The following is a 22169-nucleotide window of genomic DNA, read 5'->3' on the forward strand; positions in this document are numbered from 1 at the left end:
GGGGCTCGCCTTCGGCGAGCCCCGGAATGACGGGGCGGTGCGCGAAATCCGACAGTCCCGCCATGGCAGGGCACTAGCCCTCGAAGGCCTGGGCGAAGCGCGTCAGCGTCGGCTCGTCGGTGAGGTTCAGCCGTAGCGGCGTCACCGAGATGCGGTTCTCGGCGATGGCCTTGAGGTCGGTGCCGTTGCCTGGTTCGAACCGCGCCTTGGCGAAGGCGAGCCAGAAATACGGGTTGCCGCGCCCGTCGTGGCGGGCGTCGATGGCGAGCAGCGCCTGATTGCGCTGTCCCTGCGCCGCCACCACCGTGCCCTGCACCTCGCCCGGCTCACAATCGGGAAAGTTCACGTTGACGACGATGCCGGGCTCGATGCCGGTCTCCAGGATCTTGCGCACGACGCCGGCGCCATGTTCGGCCGCGCACTGGAACTTGATGCCGGCCCGGCCGCCATGGCCGTAGGCCTGGCTCAGCGCGATCGATCGGACGCCGAGGATCGTCCCCTCCATCGCCGCGGCGATCGTGCCCGAATAGGTTACGTCCTCGGCGACGTTCTGGCCGCGGTTGACGCCGGAGAGCACGAGATCGGGCTTATGCTCGGCCAGGATGTGGGCGATGCCCATGATCACACAGTCGGACGGCGTGCCCTTCACCGCAAAACGCTTTTCCGCAATCTGGCGCAGCCGCAGCGGATCGTTCAGCGAGAGCGAGTGCGAGACGCCGGACTGATCGTATTCCGGCGCGACCACCCAGACATCGTCGCTGAGCTGGCGGGCGATGCCCTCCAGCGTTTCCAGGCCCGGCGCATGGATGCCGTCGTCGTTCGTGACGAGAATGCGCATCAGGTCCTTGGTCCCTCGATCCGGGTGAGGCCGCCCATATAGGGCTGCAGCACGGACGGGATCGTGACGCTCCCGTCCGGGTTCTGGTAGTTCTCCATCACCGCGATCAGCGCCCGGCCGACCGCGACGCCCGAGCCGTTCAGTGTATGGACGAAGGCCGGCTTGCCGTCCTTGCCGCGATAGCGCGCGTTCATGCGTCGCGCCTGGAAGTCGCCGCAGACCGAGCAGGACGAGATTTCGCGGTACGTCTGTTGGCCGGGCACCCAGACCTCGATGTCGTAGGTTTTTTGCGATGCAAAACCCATGTCGCCGGTGCAGAGCGTCATCACCCGGTAGGTCAGGTCGAGTTTTTTGAGCACCGCCTCGGCGCAGGCGAGCATGCGCTCGTGCTCCTCCGCCGATTTCTCCGGCGCCGTGATCGAGACCAGCTCGACTTTGTTGAACTGATGCTGCCGCAGCATCCCCCGCGTGTCGCGCCCCGCCGCACCGGCTTCCGCGCGGAAGCAGGGGGTGAGGGCCGTGAAGCGGAGGGGGAGTTCGTCTTCGGCGAGGATCGACTCGCGGACGAGGTTGGTGAGGGGGACTTCGGCGGTGGGGATGAGCCAGTGTTTTTGCGATTTTGGCACAAGAAGATAAGCTTCAATGCCCTTGGCAAATGCCTCTGATCTCAGCTCCCGCTGCCTGATATGTATTTCTTCATCAGAGGCTATCATCAGCTCTGTGCGCGCCAATCGCCCCATTATATCGCTAGTAGCGGAAACGGCGATTTCGATCTGCTCTTGTTCGGAAATTAATCTCGTTGCAGCAAACTGATCTTCTGTGAACTTTGGCAACTGAGCCGTGCCGAACATCGCCTCGTCCCGCACGAGGATCGGCGGCGCGACCTCCAGATACCCATGCTCGCTCGTGTGCAGGTCGAGCATGAACTGTCCGATCGCTCGCTCAAGCCGTGCGAGTTGACCCTTCAGCACCACGAAGCGCGAGCCCGACATCCGGGCCGCCGCCTCGAAATCCATCAGGCCGGTGGCTTCGCCGAGCTCGAAATGCTCGCGACCTTCGTTCAAGCGCTCGCGCGCGGAGTCGAAGCGGCGGTACTCGACGTTGCCGTGCTCGTCGGCGCCGGGCGGCACGTCGGCCTTCGGCCGGTTCGGGATTTTGGCCAGTTCGTCGTCGAGGATTTTCGCGGCCTGCGACTGCTCGCCGTCCAACCGCGAAGAATCCTCCTTGAGCCGGGCGACCTCGGTCATCAACTCGGCGGCCCGCGCCTCGTCCCGCGCCTTCTTGGCGCCGCCGATCTCCTTCGAAAGCGCGTTGCGCCGCTCTTGATTGGCCTGCGCCGCCGACACCGCGTTCTTGCGCGCATCGTCGAGGGCGATCAGCGATGTGGCAAGGGGTGCGAGACCGCGACGGGCGAGGTCGTCATCGAAAGCGTCCGGGTTTTCGCGGATGGCGCGGATGTCGTGCATGGGCCGGCCCAAAAGGCGTCATTCCGGGGCCGCGAAGCGGAACGCGGAATCCAGAACCGCCGCCGGCTCAGGCTTGGCGCCCTCGGCGTCTCTGGATTCCGGGTTCTCGCCTTTGGCGAGCCCCGGAATGACGGGGTGTGTGATCGCGCCCGCCTTCTGTCAGCAACCCGCCCGCATGTCCACGATCAGGGGCATGCGCTCACGCGTCGCCTTCGACGTACATCCGCCGGAGGATCCGCAGGTCCATGCCGACATCGGTCGAGATCGCATCGAGGGTCTCGGCCGGCGGCAACGCGGTGCCCTGCTCGAACCCCGCAAGCCGCTCCTCGGTGATGCCCGCCACCTGGGCCATCTTGGCCGACGATCGCGAAAAATGCTCGCGCACGGTCCGCAACGGATTGCGATTGGCCATCAGACCATCCGAGAACCAGACGGGGAGGAGAAATTCCTTGCCCGATGCGAGATCGGCGTGGGCTCTATCCGCTATCTCGCCGAGCAGTCGATCCTCTGCATCCTCATCGCCGAGACGAGCGAGCAATACGTCATAATCGCGTCGTGAAAGGACGACGAGTTCTTCGCCCAATGCTGTTTTCAGAAATTGAGGACCCACGATTCAGCTCCTCTCAACGGTAGACTTCGCGCCGATGCGCGACGGTAACGACAGTGAGCGATGTCGCGGATTCCTCGAATACAATACGATACTCGCCATCGCGCAGCCTCAGGCGATTGAAACCGGTCAAACGCTTGACATCACCAATGCCGGTCAGTCCGTACTGGTAGAGCTTCTGGGTCAAGCTTTCCTGAACCTCAAGCGGCAGTTTCCAGAACGCGCGCCCTGGCCCCACCGCGAAGATCAGAGTCTTGTTCATGTCGCTCGTCCGCGCGGTGCGAGACAATACGATTGCCGCTCTGGCTAGGGAAGCCCTACGGCTCCAACCCCGCAGCCACCCGCTTCGCCCGGCGCATCTTCTCCACCCGACCGACCGAGAACACCGAGGCCTCGTAGAGCAGCAGCATCGGCAGCGCGAGCGACAACTGCGAGATCACGTCGGGCGGGGTCAGGATCGCGGCGGCGACGAAGACGAGGACGATGGCGTAGCGGCGCTTTTCGCGCAGGAACGCCTGGTCGATGATGCCGACCTGGCCGAGCAGGGTCAGGATCACCGGCAGCTGGAAGGCGAGGCCGAAGGCGAAGATCAGGGTCATGATCAGCGAGAGATACTCGTCGACCTTCGGCAACAGCTTGATCGTCGGTTCGCCGGCGACGCCGACCTGCTGCAGCGAGACCGAGAACGAGATCAGCAGCGGCATCGCCAGGAAGTAGACGACGAGCGCGCCGAGGATGAAGAACACCGGCGTGGCCACCAGATACGGCAGGAAGGCCGAGCGCTCGTTGCGGTAGAGCCCCGGCGCAACGAAGGCGTAGATCTGCGTCGCGATCACCGGGAAGGCGAGGAAGGCCGCGCCGAAGACGCTGAGCTTGATGTTGGTGAACAGCTGCTCGAGAAAATGCGTCGCGATCAGCTCGGCATTGGCCGCGCCCACGATCGAAACGTAGGGATGCAGCAGCACGTTGTAGATGTTGCGGGAGAAGAAGAAGCACCCGAAGAACATCAGGATGAACGCGATCAGCGACTTGATCAGCCGCGAACGCAGCTCGATCAGGTGTTCGAGCAAGGGCGCGCGCGAAGCCTCGATCTCGGCTTCGTCCTGCTCGGTCTTCATGAAGGCTGGCCGTCGGATTTTTTCGGAGCGCCGGGTTCGGGATCGCCCGGCTGGGCATGCGGCCGCATGACGTCGGTCATCTCGGGCTGCACCACGTCGGACAGCTCCGTCGGCCGAGGGACGTCGTAACTGCCGCCTTGCGCGAGCCGCTCAGTGGCCGCGTCGCTGGCGCCGGCGATGGCGGCCGGCGCGGTGCTCTGCATCAGATCCGGCTTGGCCTCGCCCGCCCTGGCCCGGCCCTCGACGACGCTCTTCAGCTCGTTGCGGATGGTGTCGACCGGGTTGAAGCTCGGCTTGAAGCTCTCGGCCTGGCGCTTCACGTCCGCGACGTCACGCTTGATCTCGTCGAGCTCGGCCTCGCGGATCGCCTCGTTGAACTGGTGCTGGAACTCGCCGGCCATGCGGCGCACCTTGGTCGTGATCTGGCCGAGGGTGCGCAGCGCCTTCGGTAGATCCTTCGGCCCGATGACGATCAGGGCGACGCCGCCGATCAGCATCACCTCGCCCCAGCTCATGTCCAGCATGGCGTCTTCAGTCTCGCCTTGCGCGGCTGATCAGGTCGGCAGCGGGCTCTAGCTCACCCGGCGATCAGTGGCCGGCTGGGCGGGCGCATGGCCCGGCTCGGCCTGATGCGGAATCGTGCGGACCGGCTCGCTCGGCATCGTCGCGACCGGCGGCTGCTGGGGCTTCGGCGGCGTCTCGTCGTCCTCGGCCATGCCCTTCTTGAAGGCCTTGATGCCCTTGGCAACGTCGCCCATCAGCTCGGACACCTTGCCGCGGCCGAAGAGCAGCATGACGATCACCGCCACGACGACCCAGTGCCAGATACTCAAGCTGCCCATGGCGCACATCCCGCACCGCGCCGTCTCCGCCGCGGTGCTATCCCTGATCGATCGATTGGCGTGAACCTAAGGATCGGCCGGGGCGAACACAAGTTCGCCCGCGCGATCGAAGACGCGCGAAGGCGTGCCGGATCGTTGCAGTCCGCCCTCAGGCTGCCGCCGAAAGGCCTGCCTCGAACCGCGTGCGCGCCTCGGCCACGTCGAACGTGTCAGCGTTCTGCGAAAGCCGGGACATGGCGGCCTCGGCCCGCCGCAGAGCTTCGCCGACGAGCACAGGCGTGCCTTCGACCACGCCGCGCATCTGCCGCATCAGCCCGTTGCAGTGGAGCACGACGTCGATGCCGGCGGCGAAGGCCTGCTCGCTGCGCCGGCGGTAGGAGCCCTTGAGCGCCTTCATCGAGAGGTCGTCGCTCATCAGCAGGCCGTCGAAGCCGATGGCGCCGCGGATGATGTCGTCGATGACGATGCGCGAGAGCGTGGCCGGCCGTTTCGGGTCGAGATGGGGGTAGACCACGTGGGCGCTCATCGCGAGCGGCATGTCGTTGAGTGCCCGGAACGGCCGGAAGTCGGTCGCCTCCAGGCTCGCCCGGTCGGCGTCGACCACGGGCAGGTGGAAATGGCTGTCGCTGGTGGCGCGGCCGTGCCCCGGAATGTGCTTGATCACCGGCAGCACGCCGCCGGCCATCAGGCCTTCGGCGACCGCACGGCCGATCTCGGCGACGGAGTCGGCATCCTGCGCGTAGGCGCGGTCGCCGATGATGTCGTGGGTGCCCTCGACCGGCACATCGAGCATCGGCGCGCAGTCGACGTTGATGCCCACAGCGGCGAGATCATGCGCCATCAGGCGCGCGCCGAGCCAGGCCATGGCGCGAGCCGAGCCGTTGAGCCGGCCGAAGCGGGCGCCTGCCGGATACTTTGGCCAGTGCGGCGGCCCCATGCGCTGAACCCGGCCGCCTTCCTGGTCGATCAGGACGGGCGCGTCGGCGCGGCCCACGGTCTCGCGCAGGGACGCGGTCAGTGCGCGCACCGCGTCTGGCGAGCCGATGTTGCGCTTGAACAGGATGAAGCCCCAGGGCCGGACGTCGCGAAAGAACGCCGCCTCCCCTGCGGTGAGATGCGTGCCGGAACAGCCGAGGATCAGGGCGCGGCAGGTCATGACTTTTGCAGGAAATCCTGTGGCCGCGCGGCGGCGCGGAAGTTTCGAATCGTCGACGGCAACGCGTGAGAATCAGATGAGCCCCGCTCTGCCGCAAGGCGAAAGCAGTGCGGAGGCGCCGGTGGCTTGCCGGTGTTGCTTTCGGGAATCAGAGGGTCGGGTCGCGCGGTCGCTCATCTGCGCCGTGCAGATATCTCCTGATGGATCTGGAAACCGCTACCGTCATCCCGGGGCTCGCCGGAGGCGAGAACCCGGAATCCACCCGGCACGATGCGGCCAGTCGCGGGTCGCACGCTCTGCGCGCTCTTAGGGTCCGGGTTCCGCTTCGCGGCCCCGGAATGACGGGGCGCTCGCTTAAGTAGAACGGCCGCTCAGTTCTTCGCCACGAAGCACTGGCCACCCGCGCCCTTCAGGTCGGTGCAGAGGCTGTTGGCCTCGGCCTTGGCCAGGGGCCCGACGCGGACGCGGTAGATCGACTTGCCGCCGACCTCGGCTTGCTGGATCAGTTCCGGCTTGCCGGAAAGCTGGCTGAACTTGCCCTGCATCTGGCGGAAGGCCGAACGGGCGTCGGCATCGCTGGCGCGGACGCCGATCTGCACCGAGAAGCCGCCGACCGACGCGGTGGAGGCCGTCGCGGCCGGAGCCGCATCGGTGGATGCGGTGGTCTCGGGCGAGACGGAGGCGACGCGCTGGACCGCCTTGCGCGGTGCGGCCTCGGCGGCCGGCATCGGCGGGGTGGCGCCCGAAGCGTCGGCCGTCTGCACGGGAGCGGGCTTTGCCGGCACCGTGGTCGAGGCCAGGGCCCGCTGCGGACGACGCGAGGCCTGCGATGCGCTGCCCTCGGAGGCGTCCGGCATCATCATCGTCGGGATCGGCGAGGCCGGGGCCTGCCCGACGGGATCGGCCGAGGCCACCCGCTGGGTCTGCGGCTGGGCGGAGGGCTGAGACTGCACCTGGGAGGCCGCAGTCACCGGGGTATCCGGCTTCACGGACACGGTGCGGACGCGACGTGGTTCGCCGAGGGAATCGGTCAGCATGGCGGTGTTGCCGGGGGTGGTGCCGCCGGAAGCGCCGTCGCGGCCGGCCGAGCGCGCGGCCTGGGCCACGTCGAGGGGCTGCTCCTCGCGGTTGACGACCTTGATCTGGCCGTCCTTGGCGTTGCGCTCGTAGATCTGCTTGTTCTGGTCCGGGATCTCGACGCCGTCGGCGGCCTGCGGCGCGACCTTGAGCGGGGTCTTGTCGGCGAGCACCGTCACGGGACCGCCGCTGGAGCCGTGGCTGCCCATGGCCTTCCAGCCCAGGGCGCCGGTCACGCAGAGGACCAGCACGCCCAGGCCGGCGCCGACCTGCACGAGCTTCCGGCGCGGGTGCTGAGCGGCGACGGCGCGGTAGCCCTTGCCGGAATCGTCGAAAGCGGCCGGGTCGTGCTGGTCGTGGCCGTCATCCTCGGCGTAGGCACCCTGCTCGACGGTGGCGAGGTACTGATCGAAGGCATCGGCCGGAGACTGGGCGGGTTGTGCGGTGACTTCATGCTGCGCCTGGGGCGCATGGAAGAAGGCCGGCTCGATGCGGCCGGCCTGGGTCCCAGCCGAAACGCGTGCCCCGGGCTGAGCGCCCTGCGAGGCGAGGAGGGCGCGGAAGGGGTCGTCCTGACCGACGATGCGAGCGAGTTCGGCGAGGGGGTCGGCGCGCGACGGAGTCGGCGCCCCCGTCTGTGGCAGCGAGGACTGACGCAGATCACGCTCGAAGGCGTCGAAGTCGATCGGCGCACGCGAAGCGCTCGTCGTCATGGTCGATTCCTTTCCAACCCGGCCAGATCACCGCATTTCGTCCGGCGCGGTGACACCCAGAACCGCAAGACCGGAGGCGAGGACGCCGCCGAGAGCCTCCACGAGGGCCAAGCGGGCCCGGGTGGACTTTCGGTCGGTTGGATTAACAATCCGTAATTGCGGCAAGTCTTTGCCCTTATTCCAAAAACTGTGGAGCGAACTGGCCGTTTCGTAGAGATGGAAGGCGATTCGGTGTGGTTCGTGGGCAACGGCCGCCGATTCCAGCACGCGGGGATACTGCGCGATCAGACGCATCATCTCGATTTCCCCCGGGTCGGTGAGAATCGAAAGTTCGGCATCGGCCAGGAGCGCCGCCTTCGAGAAATCCTCGTCGGGCATGGCCTCAAGCGCCTGCCGCTTCACCGAAAAGCAGCGGGCGTGGCCGTACTGCACGTAGAAGACCGGGTTATCCTTCGAGCGCTCGACGACCTTGGCGAGGTCGAAATCGAGCGTCGCGTCGTTCTTCCGGTAGAGCATCATGAAGCGGATCGCGTCGCGTCCGACCTCGTCGATGACCTCGCGTAGCGTCACGAACTCGCCGGAGCGCTTCGACATCTTCACCGGCTCGCCCGCGCGCAACAGCCGCACGAGCTGGCACAGCTTCACGTCGAGGATCGCCTGTCCGTCGCTGACGGCCTTCACCGCCGCCTGCATGCGCTTGACGTAGCCGCCGTGGTCGGCGCCCAGCACGTCGATCAGCTCCGAGGCGCCGGCGAGCCACTTTTCGCGGTGATAGGCGATGTCGGAGGCGAAGTAGGTGAAGCCGCCGTCGGACTTCAGCAGCGGCCGGTCGACGTCGTCGCCGAACTGCGTCGCGCGAAACAGCGTCTGCTCGCGATCCTCCCAATCCTCGGGTACCTGGCCCTTCGGCGGGGGAAGCCGGCCCTCGTAGACGAGGCCCTTGTCGCGCAGGGCGGCGATCAGCTCCGCGACCTTGCCGCCACCCTCGCCCTGCAGGGTGCGCTCCGAAAAGAAGACGTCGTGCCGGATGCCGATGGCGGCGAGATCCGCGCGGATCATCGCCATCATCGCCTGGATGGCGGTCTCGCGGACGATCGGCAGCCATTCGTGCTCGGGCCTGTCGAGGAGATCGCGGCCATGCTCGTGGCTGAGCTGAAGCCCGACGGGCTTGAGGTAATCGCCCGGATACAGGCCCTCGGGGATCACGCCGATGTCTTCGCCCAGCGCCTCGCGGTAGCGCAGATAGGCGGAGCGGGCGAGTACGTCGACCTGAGCGCCGGCATCGTTGATGTAGTACTCGCGCGTCACCGCACGGCCGGCGGCGACGAGCAGGTTCGCCAGCGCATCGCCGAACACCGCGCCGCGCCCGTGCCCGACATGCATCGGCCCGGTGGGGTTGGCCGAGACGTACTCGATGTTGACGGCCCCGCCCGGCAGCTTCGCCCGTCCGAAGGCCTCGTCCGAAAGCGCGGCGCGGACGACGTCCTGAAAGACATCGGGTACGAGACGCAGGTTGATGAAGCCGGGGCCTGCGACGCTCGCCTCGACCACACGCGGATCCTTGCGCAGTTCGGTTGCCAGCGCTTCGCCGAGTGCCTTCGGATTGGCCTTGGCCTCCTTCGCCAGCACCAGCGCGGCGTTGGTGGCGAGGTCGCCGTGCGACGTATCGCGCGGCGGCTCGACCACGACGCGGGAGAGGTCGAGCCCGCCGGGCAGATCGCCGGACTGGACGAGCGATTCGAGGGCTTCGCGCACGCGCGCCTCGAACTGGGCGAAGATGTTCATGGGAAAGGTTGTCCGCTGGCGCGGCCACGTTGCGACGGCCGCCTGTTTCAGCGCGGCGGCATAGCAACGCGGGCGGGGGGTGTCACGGCGCGGCGTGCGAAACACGGGGCAGCCCTCCAGGCCCGAAAGGGCAGAGGCTGCGGACCTGCAGCCGGGAGTCCCGCCGTCATAGGAAGTCCGGTTTCGGTGGCCGCTTCGGCCTGCCGATCCCGACCCACCGCAGGGGCCGCGTGAGCCGCCAGCTCGCCGACGCGGCCGTGGAATCATGGAAAGCGAGGCTCCAATGGAGCAGTGCGTCGTATCGGCTCTCGACGCGTTGCCGCTCGCGCGCCGCCTCCTGCGTCGCCGCGCGTGCCGCGTCCCGCTCGCCGGTCAACTGGTCGCGGAGCGCCGCGAGCGACGCGAAATCCTGATCGAGCCGGCGATGCCGGCTTTCGATCGAAGTCCGGTCCCGAACGGCCGCATCGCGCTCGCTCCGAAGGGTCTCGGCCTCATGGCTGGCCTCCCGGGCCGCGCTCAGGGCTTCATCCTTCTCGGTCCCGAATCGGTCGCGCTCGCTCTGCAGGTCGGCGAGTTGCCGGCGCATGCTCTCGACAGCTGCGAGAGCCTCGTCCTTGGCCCTTCCGGAACGGTCGCACTCAGCCTGCAGATCAGCGGCCGAATCCCTCTCGGTTCCGGCCCGGTCGTGTTCACTCTGCAGGTCGGCTCCCTGCCGCCGTGCCTCCTCGGCGGCCGCGACCGCCTCGTCCTTGTCGCGCTGCATCGAGAACAGAACCGATCGCAGGCGCTTGCTGTAGAACTCGTGACGCTCGTACTCGTCCATGAGATCGGCGACGGCTTGCGCGGTGAATGTACGGCCACGCTCGGACGGCATTTTCCCGATGATCGCGTCGCTGATGATCTGAATTTGCTCGCGCATGTCGGCTCGGCAGGGGAAGGTCACCAGCGAATAGGCGGTGGACGGACAGGCGTTCGAGAAATCGACGCGGATGTTCTGCCCGTCGAACGTCTCCTCGATCTCGGCACGATACGGGGCGTCGCCGGACAGTCGGTCGACGTCGATCACGAGATCGGCCGCCGCGGTCGCGTGCGCGTAGAGATGAACGTGCAGAAAGATGAATAGATAGAAGGTGTTCATGTCGGTGGCCGAAGGCCTTTCGACGGGGAACACGCGAAGCAGGTCTCTGATCACCGGATCGTGCCGACTAAGCTCTGCGATTTTCGTGATCGTATCGAGAAAGTATGGATTTCCGCAGGTCGACTGCTCCGTATAGGAGCACCATTGCCGGAAGAGGTTGCGATAGAGGATCGCGTGCAGGCCCGGCGCGGCTGCTTTGAGGCCGGCGACCCGACCCAACGTGCGGGTATCCGTGAGAATGGGTATCCGGCCACGCTGTTCGGCGTGTTCGACGAGCGTCCGGACATAGGCCGATTCCGCCTCAGAAACCGGTCCGCTCGGGCCGGAGGGCGGTATGAACCGCTCATAGCTCAGCGACGGATCGAAGCCTGCAATGCCGCCCTGCTCCCGGATCAGGGGCAGATACTCCAGAAAGTAGGGTGCACCGGGCGGATGCTTGGAGTCCCAGGAACTCGCTTTCGCGGAAGCGATTTGCTGCTGAGAAGTCGATGCAAGTGTTTCGTGAAATATTTCGTAGTAAGTCACGCAGTTTTGTATTTTTCGAAAACGAGACCAGATATAGGTGCTCGATGTTCTGAAGCTTGAGTGCAGAAATATCATAAATTGGTGCCTATCAAAACTTGATGGCGGATTTTGCGGCTCTCGACGCCCTTAGATGCAACTTCAAGTAGTTTTGACGTTGACGCGACGCTTTTGGAGCATGCCGATCTCTTTAGTTCGAAACATCAAACACAATTCTTCCCATAAATATACACGCGAGTACACATATCCGATCAGGATCGATTAGTTTGTAACCTGTAGTAATAAGTATCTAGACATTCTCTACTTGGAATTGCATTCATTTGGCGTTTCGCCACGGCTTGGTCCGACGGGTGCGACCAGCGCGGTTCGCCAAGCCAGCGGCAGCGGAAGGGGGCGGCGTGCAGGTGATCGGCGCGAATGAGCGGCAGCCAGTCTCCACGCTTCATCATGTCTTCGCTTCGCGGGGGATGAGTCACGCTCTCGGTAGACTGACCCGTTGTACCGGCGCGGCCCCGACAGCCCTGATGAACCCGCCTTTTCCGTTCAGTGACCAGGGGTTCTCGATGAAAGCTTTTCTCGTTGCAGGTGCGGCCCTCGCCGCCCTGATGGTCGTGCCGGCGACCGCCGATGCGGGCGGGTTCGGCCGGGGCGGATATGGCCGCGGCGGTTTTGGTGGGCATCATGGTGGGTTCGGGGGCCACCGTAGCGGCTTCGGTGGCTACGGCCGTAGCGGCTTCGGCGGCTACCACCGCGGCGGGTTCGCCGGGCGCGGCGGTTACTACGGCGGCCGCGGCTACGGGCGCGGGCTCGGCTACGGTCTGGCCGGCGCCGGTGTCGGCCTTGGTCTCGGTCTCGCAGCCGGCGCCCTCACCGGCGGCTACGGTTACGGCGGAGGCTACGGCTCGTCGTACGGGTACGGCGGCGGTTACGCCGCGACGGGCTACGGCGCGTCCTATGGCGGCAGCTACGGCGGCTATGCGGCGACCGGCTACGGCGGATGTGGCGGCTGCGGCTATCGCAGCTACGTGCCGGCCGTCAGCTACGGCGGATGCGGCGGCTACGCCTACGCCGCGCCGAGCTACTACTACCGCTCGCCCTGCGGCTACTGAGGACCATGTCGGGGCGGACTCGATCCGCCCCGCTCCTATGCTTCCGCGAGCGGCAGGCCGCGATCCGCCGGACGCCAGTGCAGGCTCGGCGTCGTTGCGAAGAACTTGCCGTGTTCGAGCACCGCGTAGGTGTCGGTCATGCCGGCGATGTAGTCGGCGACGCGGCGGGCCAGACGTCCCTCCCCCGCCCCGTCGAGGCCGGCCTGCCATTCCTGTGGCATCCGGCGCGGATCGGCCACGAAGGCCGCGAACAGGTCCGTGACGATCGTGTTGGCCTTGGCCCGCACCGCCATGACCTCGGGATTGCGGTACATCCGCGCGAACAGAAACGTCTTGATCTCGGCATCCGCCGCCGCGATCGTTTCGGAGAATGCCACGACGGCCGAACTCGCCCCACGGATGTCCTCGACATTTCCAGGTTGTAGTGCCGCCAGCCGCCGCTCGCTCTCGACGATCAGATCCTCGACGAAACGGGTGATCACCCGCCGGGCCAGCTCGTGAATTCTTCGCGATGGCTCCAAGTTCGGGTGGCGCGCCTCGATCTCGTCGAGGAGTCCCCGCAGGAACGGCACCGTCTCGAGGTCCGCGAGATCGAACAGCCCGGCGCGCAGGCCGTCGTCGAGGTCGTGCGCGTCGTAGGCGATGTCGTCGGCGAGCGCCGCCGCCTGCGCCTCCGGCCCGGCGAAGCGCGCGAGTTCGAGGTGATTGATCGCGTCGTATTCGAGGATCGCCGCCGGGATGCCGGAGTGGCGGTAGCGCGGGGCCGGATGGCCGGCCGCGTCGAGCAGCGGGCCGTTGTGCTTGACCAGCCCCTCCAGCGTCTCCCAAGTCAGGTTGAGGCCGTCGAACTCGGCGTAGCGCCGCTCCAGCCGGGTGACGATGCGCAGGGCCTGGGCATTGTGGTCGAAGCCGCCGTGCTCGGCCATGCAGGCATGCAGCGCGTCCTCGCCGGTATGGCCGAAGCAGGTATGGCCGAGGTCGTGCGAGAGCGCGAGCGCCTCGGCGAGATCCTCGTCGAGGCCGAGCGCGCGGGCCAGCGCCCGGGCGATCTGGCTGACCTCGAGGGTGTGCGTCAGCCGGGTGCGGTAGTGGTCGCCTTCGTGATGCACGAAGACCTGAGTCTTGTGCTTCAGCCGGCGGAACGCGGTGGAGTGGACGATGCGGTCGCGGTCGCGCTGGAAATCGCTGCGCGTCGGCGAGGACGGCTCCGGGATCAGCCGCCCGCGCGTCGCCGCCGGATCGGTGGCGTATCCCGCCCGCCAGCGGTCGCCCGGGCGTCTCGTCGCTCTGTCCTGCACCACGTCCCGCACTGCCTTCAGACTTGCCCCCGCGCCACGCCGCGTTGCGGTGCGTCGGCCTACCCCATATCTTGTCCAGAGGTCCCGTCCGGCAATCGCGCATCCCGCGTGCGATCACGCTCGAAGGGGATCGCACCACGAAGCCGAGCTCGACCATGGCCGACATCCAGCTGACCGCCCGCGCCGCCAAGCGCATCAAGGAGATCATGAGCGCCGAGCCCCCCGGCAGCTCCCTGCGCATCAGCGTCAATGGTGGCGGCTGCTCGGGCTTCTCCTACGCCTTCGACATCGAGCAGACCCGTACCGACGAGGATCTGGTGATCGAGCGCGACGGCGCCACGGTGCTGCTCGACCCGGTCTCGATCGAATACATGGGCGGCTCGGTCATCGACTTCGCCAACGACCTCATTGGCCAGTCCTTCAAGATCGAGAACCCGCAGGCGACCTCGTCGTGCGGATGCGGGACGTCGTTCTCGCTCTGATCGCGCGAGGCCGGATTTCGTCAGAGAGCGCCGGACGATGACCGGCGCCTTGCCGTGGCTTGGGCGCAATTGCCTGCTCTTGGATTCTGCGGCAGTGCATGGCGCCCGTGCGAACGGGCCGCGATGCCGCCTCGACTTGTCGCGTCCCAGCTCCCGGACACCATCATGATCGCAATGAACGGCCGTCTCGGCTTCAGGCGGGCGGTACTCGTGTCGGCCTGCAGCCTCGCCGTCCTGTCCGCGCTTCCTGCGGCCGCGCCCGTCCGAGCGCAGGAGGCGGCCTCGGCGGTGCAGGACGTCGCGCTGCAGGACGTGGTGCTGACGATCGGCGGCACGCGCTTCACGGCGCCGCGGATGACGGCCAGCGGGACGCGCCTGTCGAAGGACGACCTGATCGCGATTTTCAGGGCCGACGGGAAGGAGCCCTGGGCGACCCGCCTCGCCCGGCTCGATGCGGGCAGCCTCGCGATCCCAGAACTGCGTGTCGAGCAGACCACCGGCGGCATGCGGCAGGCCGTCGTCTATCGCGACGTCGTCGCACGGGGCGTCCATGGCGGACGCATCGCCGAACTGACCTCGGCCGGCGCGGCTGTCACCGTCGCCGGCACCGTCGAGGGCAAGGCGGCCAACGGCGACGGTTCCTACGGCAAGATCCGGGCGGAGGACGTCGATCTCGCGGCGATGGCGCGTCTCTCCAGCGAGCCCGGCGACGGCAAGGGACCGTTCCAGCGCCTCTACGCGGCCTTCTCGCTGGAGACGATGGCGTTCACCGACGAGCACGGCACGCGGGTCAGCCTCGCCCGCCTCTCGGGGCGCGATTTTTCCGGCCGCCAGGTGCCGGCGACCTGGACCGGCGCGCTCGACGCCTTCAAGGCGCTGGACTTCGACGGCGAGGATGCAGCCGCGCGCGCCAAGGCCGCCGGCAACGCCGCGGACCTGATCGAGGCCGTCTCCATCGGCAGTCTGGAGGCGACCGGGCTGCGCGTTCAGGATACCCAGGGCGACAAGCCCGTCGACCTCGCCATCGGCCGCTTCGCCTACGCTGCGACCGGCACCGATGCCGGCCTCTCGCTCGACGACATCAGCTTCTCGGGAACCGGCACCCGCTCGACGATCGCCAAGCTCTCGCTCAGCGGCACCTCGCTGGCGCCGACGATCGCGACGCTGCGGCGTCTCGCCAAGCCCACAGAGGCGTCGACCGAGGCGGACATGCGCCGCCTGACACCGGTGATCGGCACCGTGACGCTCTCGGGGCTGAGCCTGGACGTTCCGGCCGACGGCGCACGTGCCGGCAGGGAGCGCCCGGCGGGCGCAACCAAGCCCGCACTGCCGACGCCCTCCACCGATCCGCTCGCCACGCCCGCGTCCGGCACGCTGCATGTCGGCCTGCGCGACGCCACCATGACGTTCGGTCCGCCGAAGGATGGCGTGCCGACCGCGAGCCGCCTGTCGCTCTCGGGACTGACCATGCCGTCCTCCGCCGTCGCCGGCCTCCCCGGCCTCGGCTCCCTCGGGCTCTACGGCTACCGCGACCTCGACCTGAACGTGGTTGCCGACTCCGCATGGAACGAGGGCGCGAAGGAGCTCGCGCTGCGCGAGGTCTCGGTCTCGGGCAAGGACATGGGCACCCTGCACATCAACGCGACACTCGGTGGAATCGGGCCGGAGATCTTCGATCCCGACGCGGCCTCCTCCGGCCTGGCCATGCTCTCGGCGACCGCCAAGACGGTCGACCTGAAGCTCGAGAACGGCGGGCTCTACGAGCGCTTCATTGAAGCACAGTCGAAGTCGCTCAGCCTTAAGCCGGACGAGCTGCGCAAGGAATATGTCACCGCCTGCCTGATCGGCATTCCGGTGATCCTCGGCAACTCTCCCGCGGCCAAGACCATCGGCGCGGCCATGGGCAAGTTCGCCGCCAAGCCCGGCACGCTCTCGATCAGTGCCAGGGCCAAGAGCGACGGCGGGCTCGGCGTCGCCGATTTCAGCACCGCCGGCAGCCCGGGCGCCGTGCTCGACAAGCTCGAAGTGAACGCCAAGGCGGAGTGACGCGCCTCCGCCATCTCTCTTCAGGTTGGCGAAACCGGGCCCGTGCTCTCGAACTCCGCCACGTCGCCGACGAGGTCGGTGATCGAGATCTCGATCCGGCGGCCGTTCTTGAGGCGCAGCGTCGCGTCCGGAACGAGCCAGACCGGCTTCAGGCTGGCATGGCTGCCGGTCAGCGTGCCGGAGGCGACGACGCTGCCTTCGCGGCGTTCGACGACCACGCGGTAGCGCACACGGACCGCATCGATGCCTTCGGCGGAGACATGGCCGCGCCCGGTCAAGGTCTGCAGGACTTCGTTCGGCTCGAACATCGGGGCTGGCAAGGTCGGGAAATTTCGGCAATCACTTTGCCGCTTAATCCCGATCTAGGGGAGTCCCGCTCCGAAAGCCATCCTCAACAGATTGAAGCGTCGAGCGTTTTCTTGCGCGGCGCGGGTGGTCGTCGCCTCAGGGCAGCTCGCGTACGATGACCCGGCCGCCCTCTGTGGAGAGGGCCAGCCGGCCGGTCTTGAGGGCGAGCGCCTTCTCGCCGAACAGAGTCCGGCGCCAGCCCTGCAGTACGGGCACGTCCGCCAGATCGTCGTCGGCGATGGCTTCGAGCTCGTCCACCGTGGCGATGATCTTCGGGGCGATGCCCTCGGCCTCGGCAACCGCCTTGAGCAGCACCTTCAGCAGTTCGACCACGGCGGCGTTGCCACCGCGCGAGCGTCCTCGTTCCGGCAGCTTGATGTCGGCCGTGTCCCGCGCGAAGCCCCGCTCGACGGCGGCCAGGATGTCGGTGCCGGTGCGCGAGCGCTCGAATCCGGTGGGGATGCTGCGCAGCCGCCCCAGCGCCTCGACGCTACGCGGGGCCGACGAGGCGATGTCGATCACCGCCTCGTCCTTGAGGATGCGCCCGCGCGGCACGTTGCGCGTTTGGGCCTCCTTCTCGCGCCAGGCTGCCACCTCCATCAGCACGGCGATCTCGCGGGGCTTGCGCATCCGCCCCGAGAGCCGGCGCCAAGCCTGGGCCGGATCGGCGCGATAGGTCTCGGGGGAGGTCAGCACGCCCATCTCGTCGTCGAGCCAGGCGCCGCGATCGGTCTCGACGAGCTGTGCGACGAGCAACTCGTAGACCTTGACCAGATGCGTCACGTCGGAGAGCGCGTAGGTGAGCTGCGCCTCGGAGAGCGGCCGGCGCGACCAGTCGGTGAAGCGCGAGGACTTGTCGATCTTGGCCTTGGCGAGGTCGTTGACGAGCTGCTCGTAGGACACCGAGTCCCCGTAGCCGCAGACCATGGCCGCGACCTGCGTGTCGAAGAACGGATGCGGTAGCATCTCGCCCATCATCCAGACGATCTCGAGATCCTGTCGGGCCGAGTGAAACACCTTCACCACGCCCTCGTCCGCCATCAGATCGACGAAGGGCTTGAGATCGATGTCCTTGGCCAGCGGATCGACCAGGACCGCGAACCCGTCCGGCGCCGCCATCTGGATCAGGCAGAGCTTCGGGTAATAGGTCGTCTCGCGCATGAACTCCGTGTCGACGGTGACGAAGGGCTGCGCGGCGAAGCGGGCACAGGCGTCGGCAAGGTCCGACGTGGTCGAGATCAGGTCCATGCCTTCGGCTATATCGGAGGTTGACGCGCCTTGCGAGGCGACGCCCGCCAATCGGGCGTGGACGTTTCGCGGGGCGAAACACCTTCCGCGAGGCCCGCGCCTTGACTTCGACCCCCTCGCGTGAATGGTGCCGCCCTCAAATCCCTCAGAGCCGGCCATGCATCGTTACCGTTCCCACACCTGCGGGGCGCTTCGCCCGTCCGACGTCGGCGCGAGCGTCCGCCTCTCCGGCTGGTGCCACCGCATCCGCGACCATGGCGGCGTGCTCTTCGTCGACCTGCGCGATCATTACGGCCTGACCCAGTGCGTGGTGGATTCCGATTCCAAGGCGTTCAAGGCGGTCGACGCCGCCCGCTCCGAGTGGGTCATCCGCATCGACGGCCGCGTGCGCACCCGCCCCGCCGGCACCGAGAACCCCGAACTGCCGACCGGTACGATCGAGGTCTATATCGACGATCTCGAAGTGCTCGGCCCCGCGGGCGAGCTGCCGATGCCGGTCTTCGGCGACCAGGAATACCCGGAGGAGACGCGCCTCAAGTACCGCTTTCTCGACCTGCGCCGCGAAAAGCTCCACGCCAACATCATGAAGCGCGGGGCCATCGTCGACAGCCTCCGCCGCCGCATGCGCGAGGGCGGCTTCTTCGAGTTCCAGACCCCGATCCTGACCGCGTCCTCGCCGGAGGGGGCCCGCGACTACCTCGTGCCGTCCCGCGTGCATCCGGGCAAGTTCTACGCGCTGCCGCAGGCGCCGCAGCAGTTCAAGCAGCTGACGATGATCGCCGGCTTCGACCGCTACTTCCAGATCGCGCCGTGTTTTCGCGATGAGGACGCGCGGGCGGATCGGTCTCCGGGGGAGTTCTACCAGCTCGACATCGAGATGAGTTTCGTGACGCAGGAAGACGTGTTCCAGGCGGTCGAGCCCGTCCTGCACGGCGTCTTCAAGGAGTTCGCCGGGGCGAAGCGCGTCACCGACGTGTTTCCGCGGATCACCTATGCCGACGCGATGCTGAAATACGGCGTCGACAAGCCGGACCTGCGCAACCCGCTCATCATCGCCGACGTCACCGATGAGTTCGCCGACGACTCCGTGGAGTTCAAGGCGTTCAAGGGCGTCATCAAGTCGGGCGGCGTCGTGCGCGCCATCCCCGCCACCGGGGCGGCCGGCCAGCCGCGCTCGTTCTTCGACAAGCTCAACGACTGGGCACGCTCGGAAGGCGCGCCAGGCCTCGGCTACATCGTGTTCGAGGACGAGGGCGGCACGCTCACCGGCAAGGGGCCGATCGCCAAGTTCATCCCCGCCCAGATCCAGGCCCGCATCGCCGAGAAGGCCGGCGCCAAGGCCGGGGACGCGGTGTTCTTCGCGGCCGGCACCGAGGCCAAGGCCGCTGGCCTCGCCGGCAAGGCACGCGTGCGCATCGGCGACGACCTCGGCCTCTGCGACAAGGACCAGTTCGCGTTCTGCTGGGTCATCGACTTTCCGATGTACGAGTGGAACGAGGACGAGAAGCGCATCGACTTCTCCCACAACCCGTTCTCGATGCCGAACTTCGACCGCGACGACTTCCTCGCGCTCGGCGATGGCGACAGCGAAAAGATCCTCGGCATCAAGGCGTTCCAGTACGACATCGTTTGCAACGGCATCGAGCTGTCCTCGGGCGCGATCCGGAACCACCGCCCCGACGTGATGGAGAAGGCTTTCGCCATCGCCGGCTACGGCCGCGACGTGCTGGAGGAAAAGTTCGGCGGCATGCTCAACGCGCTGCGCCTCGGCGCCCCGCCGCACGGCGGTATCGCGCCGGGTGTCGACCGCATCGTGATGCTGCTCTGCGAGGAGCCGAACATCCGCGAGGTCGTGCTCTTCCCGATGAACCAGCGCGCCGAGGACCTGATGATGGGCGCCCCCGCCGAGGCGACCCCGAAGCAGCTCCGCGAACTGCACATTCGGCTCAACCTGCCCGAGAAGAAGGCCTGAGGGCCGGACGGGCACGGTGAGACGCGCCGGCATCACCCTGTCCCCTCTCCCGCGGAGGGGACAGGGGCTGCCGCCTGACGGCAGCGGTCGTACACCATGACCCCCACCGCCGTCGTCGTCTCGCACGACAGCGCCGAGGCGCTGCCGGACTGCCTTGCCGCGTTGGAACGCGAACAGGTCCCGACGATCGTCGTCGACAATGCCAGCCGCGACGCCTCCGTGCGGATCGCCCGCGCGGCGGGCGCCCGTGTCATCGAGAATCCCCGCAACGAGGGCTACGGCCGGGCCAACACCCTCGGCGTGCGGGCGGCGGAGGGCGCGAGCCACGTCCTGATGCTCAACCCCGACCTGATCCTGCAGCCGGGTGCCGCCGCCGCGCTCCTGACTGCATCGCGAAAATGGCCGGATGCAGGGCTGCTCGCCCCGCGCATCGTCGAGCCGGACGGGCGCTTCTTCTACCAGCCGCGCTCGCTGCTCGCGCCCTACCTGACCAATCCCGGCGGCCGGCTCGCGCTGCCCGAGGGCGACGCCTGCGCGCCGTTCCTGTCCGGCGCCTGCCTGATGGCGGATCGCCGGCTCTTCCTCGACCTCGGCGGCTTCGACCCGGACATCTTCCTGTTCTACGAGGATGACGACCTCTGCCGCCGCGTCGCCGATACCGGCCGGTCGCTGATCCACGTGCACGACGCCGTGGCCCTGCATGGGCGCGGGCGATCCTCGGCGCCGGAGCGGGGCCGGGTGTTCCGCACGCGCTGGCATCAGGCTTGGTCGCGCGCCTACGTCGCGCGAAAATACGGCCTGCCGGATCCGAGCCTCGGTATGCTCGCGGTCAATGCCCCGAAGGCCCTGCTCTCCGCCATCGTCGGCCGCCGCTCCGGCGTCGAGCGCTACGGCGGCTCGGCCGCGGGAGCCTGGGCGGCCCTGCGCGGCCGCAGCGCCCTCGCCCGCGAGAACCTCGACGAGGCCGGCCGATGAGCGCAACCATCGCCGAGGCGATCGGCCGTCTGCACAACGCCTTCTCGGCCCTGCGGCTGGTCCTGGCGCTCGCCGTCGTGGTCTCCCACGCCTTCAGCGTGGCCAGCGGCGATCCGGCGGCCGAGCCGCTGGCCCGCGCCACCGGCTTTGCCCTGGGCGAGCACGCGGTGAACGGCTTCTTCGCCGTGTCCGGCTTCCTGGTCACCATGAGCATGGACCGGCGCGGGGCGCGCGACTACGTCATCGCCCGCAGCTTGCGCATCCTGCCGGGCCTCGTAGCCGCGACGCTGCTGGTCTCGCTCGTGCTCGGCGCGGCGCTGACCCGGTTGCCGCTGGCGGAGTACTACGGCTCGCCCGAACTGCGCCGCTTCATCACCGGCACGCTGACGGCCTTCAAGAGCAACGCCGCCCTGCCCGGCCTCTTCGAGGCCAATCCCTACCGCAGCCCCCTCGGCACGGTCTGGACCCTGAAATACGAATCCCTCTGCTACCTCGCCGTCCTCCTATCGGGTGTCTTGGGAATTTTGCGCTGGCGCTGGCTATCGCTGGTGCTGGTCGGAGGGTTGGCTGCCGCCCTCGTGGCGGTCGAGTTCGCGCATCCCGACCTTCCGAAGGGCATCGAGACGGTGCTCCGTCTGCCGATGATCTTTGCGACAGGCGCGGCGCTCTATCTCTGGCGCGACCGGGTGCGGCTCTCGCCCTGGTGGCTCCTCGCCCTCCCCGCCGCCCTGCTCCTGCAGGGCACGCCGCTCTACCGGAGCGCGCTCTTCCTCGCGGAGGCCTACGCGGCGGTCGGCATCGCGCTGCTGCCGGCGCTCGCCCGGCCCAGCCTCGATCCGCCGGCCGACCTGTCCTACGGCGTGTACCTCTACGGCTGGCCGATCCAGCAGGTGCTGCACGCCCTCTGGCCGCAGGGCTCGGGCTGGGTGCTGCTCGGACCATCGATCGTCCTCGCGCTCTGCGTCGCGGCCGTCTCCTGGTACGCCATCGAGAAGCCGGCGCTCGGCCTCAAGGCCCGGGCGCTGGGCCGGCGCACGCTCGGCACCATCGAGCCGGCGGGGCCGTGACGGTGCTGGCCCCCGCAGCGGCCATCGCGCTCGCGGTGCGGCTGCTGGAAGCCGCGGGGTTCGCGGTCACCGCCCGTAACGAGCGCGGCGACAGCGTCTATTGCCGGCGCTCGCCGGACTCTCCCGCGATCCGGGTCTCGAACCATGCCCGCACGCCAAAGCAGCGTCAGAAGCACCCGGACGTGGTGACGAGCCTCGTCTTCCGCGCGCCGAAGACGCCGGAGCAAGTCGCGGTGATGGTGGAAGATGCGCGGCGCGTGTGTTGTGGGGCGGCTGCCCGCAGGACGCCTCCGGATCGCGACGCGTCGCGGCAAGGCTGAACGAAATAGGTATTTATTAACATCAATAGGTATATTTGCTAA

Annotated in this window: 21 protein-coding genes; 7 read left to right on the forward strand and 14 right to left on the reverse strand. The window is 67.7% G+C overall.

All coding sequences use genetic code 11. The features are described from left to right. Positions 1–73 precede the first annotated feature (73 nt). The 11 genes from surE to MHA02_RS09220 form a co-directional block, all read right to left on the reverse strand. The gene (gene surE, locus MHA02_RS09170; RefSeq protein WP_147078345.1) at positions 74–838 is read right to left on the reverse strand and encodes a 5'/3'-nucleotidase SurE; all 765 of its coding nucleotides are present in this window, start codon (positions 836–838) and stop codon (positions 74–76) included. Next, positions 838–2304, reverse strand: a complete 1467-nt coding sequence (gene serS / locus MHA02_RS09175) for a serine--tRNA ligase (protein ID WP_147078346.1) — start codon at positions 2302–2304, stop codon at positions 838–840. The genes surE and serS overlap by 1 nt, the downstream gene beginning before the upstream one ends. 199 nt (positions 2305–2503) lie before the next feature. Then, complete coding sequence (locus tag MHA02_RS22105) at positions 2504–2716, reverse strand: helix-turn-helix domain-containing protein (protein ID WP_170249137.1); 213 nt, start codon at positions 2714–2716, stop codon at positions 2504–2506. A gap of 211 nt (positions 2717–2927) precedes the next feature. Further along, positions 2928–3173, reverse strand: coding sequence for a type II toxin-antitoxin system RelE family toxin (locus MHA02_RS09185; protein ID WP_147078347.1), 246 nt, complete (start codon positions 3171–3173; stop codon positions 2928–2930). 55 nt (positions 3174–3228) lie between these two features. Then, complete coding sequence (gene tatC, locus MHA02_RS09190) at positions 3229–4029, reverse strand: twin-arginine translocase subunit TatC (RefSeq protein ID WP_147078348.1); 801 nt, start codon at positions 4027–4029, stop codon at positions 3229–3231. Beyond that, complete coding sequence (gene tatB / locus MHA02_RS09195) at positions 4026–4553, reverse strand: Sec-independent protein translocase protein TatB (protein WP_147078349.1); 528 nt, start codon at positions 4551–4553, stop codon at positions 4026–4028. Before tatB ends, tatC begins: the two co-directional genes overlap by 4 nt. A gap of 48 nt (positions 4554–4601) precedes the next feature. Next, a complete protein-coding gene (locus tag MHA02_RS09200; protein ID WP_147078350.1) occupies positions 4602–4871 on the reverse strand; it encodes a twin-arginine translocase TatA/TatE family subunit in 270 nt (89 codons plus the stop codon). Positions 4872–5019: 148 nt separating this feature from the next. Next, a complete protein-coding gene (nagZ, locus tag MHA02_RS09205) occupies positions 5020–6027 on the reverse strand; it encodes a beta-N-acetylhexosaminidase (protein WP_147078351.1) in 1008 nt (335 codons plus the stop codon). 371 nt (positions 6028–6398) lie between these two features. Continuing rightward, positions 6399–7817, reverse strand: coding sequence for an SPOR domain-containing protein (locus tag MHA02_RS09210; RefSeq protein WP_147078352.1), 1419 nt, complete (start codon positions 7815–7817; stop codon positions 6399–6401). A gap of 27 nt (positions 7818–7844) precedes the next feature. Continuing rightward, positions 7845–9602: an arginine--tRNA ligase gene (gene argS / locus MHA02_RS09215; RefSeq protein ID WP_147078353.1), complete on the reverse strand. Its 1758-nt coding sequence runs from the start codon at positions 9600–9602 to the stop codon at positions 7845–7847. A 166-nt stretch (positions 9603–9768) separates the two neighbouring features. Continuing rightward, positions 9769–11340, reverse strand: a complete 1572-nt coding sequence (locus MHA02_RS09220; RefSeq protein WP_147078354.1) for a hypothetical protein — start codon at positions 11338–11340, stop codon at positions 9769–9771. Between the two features lie 485 nt (positions 11341–11825). Between MHA02_RS09220 and MHA02_RS09225 the strand changes: the two genes are divergently transcribed. Continuing rightward, positions 11826–12371, forward strand: a complete 546-nt coding sequence (locus tag MHA02_RS09225) for a hypothetical protein (protein ID WP_176599792.1) — start codon at positions 11826–11828, stop codon at positions 12369–12371. A gap of 35 nt (positions 12372–12406) precedes the next feature. Here MHA02_RS09225 and MHA02_RS09230 read toward each other — a convergent pair whose 3' ends face one another. Beyond that, positions 12407–13672, reverse strand: coding sequence for a deoxyguanosinetriphosphate triphosphohydrolase (locus tag MHA02_RS09230; RefSeq protein WP_238180235.1), 1266 nt, complete (start codon positions 13670–13672; stop codon positions 12407–12409). Positions 13673–13824: 152 nt separating this feature from the next. Between MHA02_RS09230 and MHA02_RS09235 the strand changes: the two genes are divergently transcribed. Together MHA02_RS09235 and MHA02_RS09240 are read left to right on the forward strand one after the other, a co-directional pair. Next, positions 13825–14151 carry a HesB/IscA family protein gene (locus MHA02_RS09235; protein ID WP_147078355.1) on the forward strand — a complete coding sequence of 109 codons (327 nt, stop codon included), beginning with the start codon at positions 13825–13827 and terminating at the stop codon, positions 14149–14151. 165 nt (positions 14152–14316) lie between these two features. Further along, on the forward strand, positions 14317–16197 hold the full coding sequence (locus MHA02_RS09240) for an aq_1923 C-terminal domain (RefSeq protein ID WP_174804658.1): 1881 nt from the start codon (positions 14317–14319) through the stop codon (positions 16195–16197). Between the two features lie 20 nt (positions 16198–16217). Here the strand turns inward: MHA02_RS09240 and MHA02_RS09245 are convergent, their stop codons facing one another. Both MHA02_RS09245 and rnd read right to left on the reverse strand, forming a co-directional pair. Next, positions 16218–16505 (reverse strand): hypothetical protein, encoded by a 288-nt coding sequence (locus tag MHA02_RS09245; RefSeq protein ID WP_147078440.1) that lies wholly within the window; start codon positions 16503–16505, stop codon positions 16218–16220. A gap of 136 nt (positions 16506–16641) precedes the next feature. Beyond that, complete coding sequence (gene rnd, locus MHA02_RS09250; RefSeq protein ID WP_147078356.1) at positions 16642–17793, reverse strand: ribonuclease D; 1152 nt, start codon at positions 17791–17793, stop codon at positions 16642–16644. A gap of 157 nt (positions 17794–17950) precedes the next feature. On the opposite strand from rnd, the gene aspS reads away from it, so the two are divergent. The 4 genes from aspS (at position 17951) to MHA02_RS09270 (ending at position 22127) form a co-directional block, all read left to right on the forward strand. Continuing rightward, the gene (gene aspS, locus MHA02_RS09255; RefSeq protein WP_147078357.1) at positions 17951–19765 is read left to right on the forward strand and encodes an aspartate--tRNA ligase; all 1815 of its coding nucleotides are present in this window, start codon (positions 17951–17953) and stop codon (positions 19763–19765) included. Between the two features lie 96 nt (positions 19766–19861). Beyond that, positions 19862–20740 (forward strand): glycosyltransferase family 2 protein, encoded by an 879-nt coding sequence (locus MHA02_RS09260; RefSeq protein WP_147078358.1) that lies wholly within the window; start codon positions 19862–19864, stop codon positions 20738–20740. Further along, complete coding sequence (locus tag MHA02_RS09265) at positions 20737–21807, forward strand: acyltransferase family protein (RefSeq protein ID WP_147078359.1); 1071 nt, start codon at positions 20737–20739, stop codon at positions 21805–21807. The genes MHA02_RS09260 and MHA02_RS09265 overlap by 4 nt, the downstream gene beginning before the upstream one ends. Before the next feature lie 2 nt (positions 21808–21809). Next, positions 21810–22127: a hypothetical protein gene (locus tag MHA02_RS09270; protein WP_244612412.1), complete on the forward strand. Its 318-nt coding sequence runs from the start codon at positions 21810–21812 to the stop codon at positions 22125–22127. Positions 22128–22169: the final 42 nt, after the last annotated feature.

The sequence above is a fragment of the Methylobacterium haplocladii genome, assembly GCF_007992175.1.
GTDB lineage: Bacteria > Pseudomonadota > Alphaproteobacteria > Rhizobiales > Beijerinckiaceae > Methylobacterium > Methylobacterium haplocladii.

What these genes read in the sequence shown, in the direction of transcription:
- surE (WP_147078345.1), bottom strand. Translation starts at nt 838, where the DNA reads ATGCGCATTCTCGTCACGAACGACGACGGCATCCATGCGCCGGGCCTG.
- serS (WP_147078346.1), bottom strand. Translation starts at nt 2,304, where the DNA reads ATGCACGACATCCGCGCCATCCGCGAAAACCCGGACGCTTTCGATGAC.
- MHA02_RS22105 (WP_170249137.1), bottom strand. Translation starts at nt 2,716, where the DNA reads ATGGCCAATCGCAATCCGTTGCGGACCGTGCGCGAGCATTTTTCGCGA.
- MHA02_RS09185 (WP_147078347.1), bottom strand. Translation starts at nt 3,173, where the DNA reads ATGAACAAGACTCTGATCTTCGCGGTGGGGCCAGGGCGCGCGTTCTGG.
- tatC (WP_147078348.1), bottom strand. Translation starts at nt 4,029, where the DNA reads ATGAAGACCGAGCAGGACGAAGCCGAGATCGAGGCTTCGCGCGCGCCC.
- tatB (WP_147078349.1), bottom strand. Translation starts at nt 4,553, where the DNA reads ATGCTGGACATGAGCTGGGGCGAGGTGATGCTGATCGGCGGCGTCGCC.
- MHA02_RS09200 (WP_147078350.1), bottom strand. Translation starts at nt 4,871, where the DNA reads ATGGGCAGCTTGAGTATCTGGCACTGGGTCGTCGTGGCGGTGATCGTC.
- nagZ (WP_147078351.1), bottom strand. Translation starts at nt 6,027, where the DNA reads ATGACCTGCCGCGCCCTGATCCTCGGCTGTTCCGGCACGCATCTCACC.
- MHA02_RS09210 (WP_147078352.1), bottom strand. Translation starts at nt 7,817, where the DNA reads ATGACGACGAGCGCTTCGCGTGCGCCGATCGACTTCGACGCCTTCGAG.
- argS (WP_147078353.1), bottom strand. Translation starts at nt 9,602, where the DNA reads ATGAACATCTTCGCCCAGTTCGAGGCGCGCGTGCGCGAAGCCCTCGAA.
- MHA02_RS09220 (WP_147078354.1), bottom strand. Translation starts at nt 11,340, where the DNA reads ATGATATTTCTGCACTCAAGCTTCAGAACATCGAGCACCTATATCTGG.
- MHA02_RS09225 (WP_176599792.1), top strand. Translation starts at nt 11,826, where the DNA reads ATGAAAGCTTTTCTCGTTGCAGGTGCGGCCCTCGCCGCCCTGATGGTC.
- MHA02_RS09235 (WP_147078355.1), top strand. Translation starts at nt 13,825, where the DNA reads ATGGCCGACATCCAGCTGACCGCCCGCGCCGCCAAGCGCATCAAGGAG.
- MHA02_RS09240 (WP_174804658.1), top strand. Translation starts at nt 14,317, where the DNA reads ATGATCGCAATGAACGGCCGTCTCGGCTTCAGGCGGGCGGTACTCGTG.
- MHA02_RS09245 (WP_147078440.1), bottom strand. Translation starts at nt 16,505, where the DNA reads ATGTTCGAGCCGAACGAAGTCCTGCAGACCTTGACCGGGCGCGGCCAT.
- rnd (WP_147078356.1), bottom strand. Translation starts at nt 17,793, where the DNA reads ATGGACCTGATCTCGACCACGTCGGACCTTGCCGACGCCTGTGCCCGC.
- aspS (WP_147078357.1), top strand. Translation starts at nt 17,951, where the DNA reads ATGCATCGTTACCGTTCCCACACCTGCGGGGCGCTTCGCCCGTCCGAC.
- MHA02_RS09260 (WP_147078358.1), top strand. Translation starts at nt 19,862, where the DNA reads ATGACCCCCACCGCCGTCGTCGTCTCGCACGACAGCGCCGAGGCGCTG.
- MHA02_RS09265 (WP_147078359.1), top strand. Translation starts at nt 20,737, where the DNA reads ATGAGCGCAACCATCGCCGAGGCGATCGGCCGTCTGCACAACGCCTTC.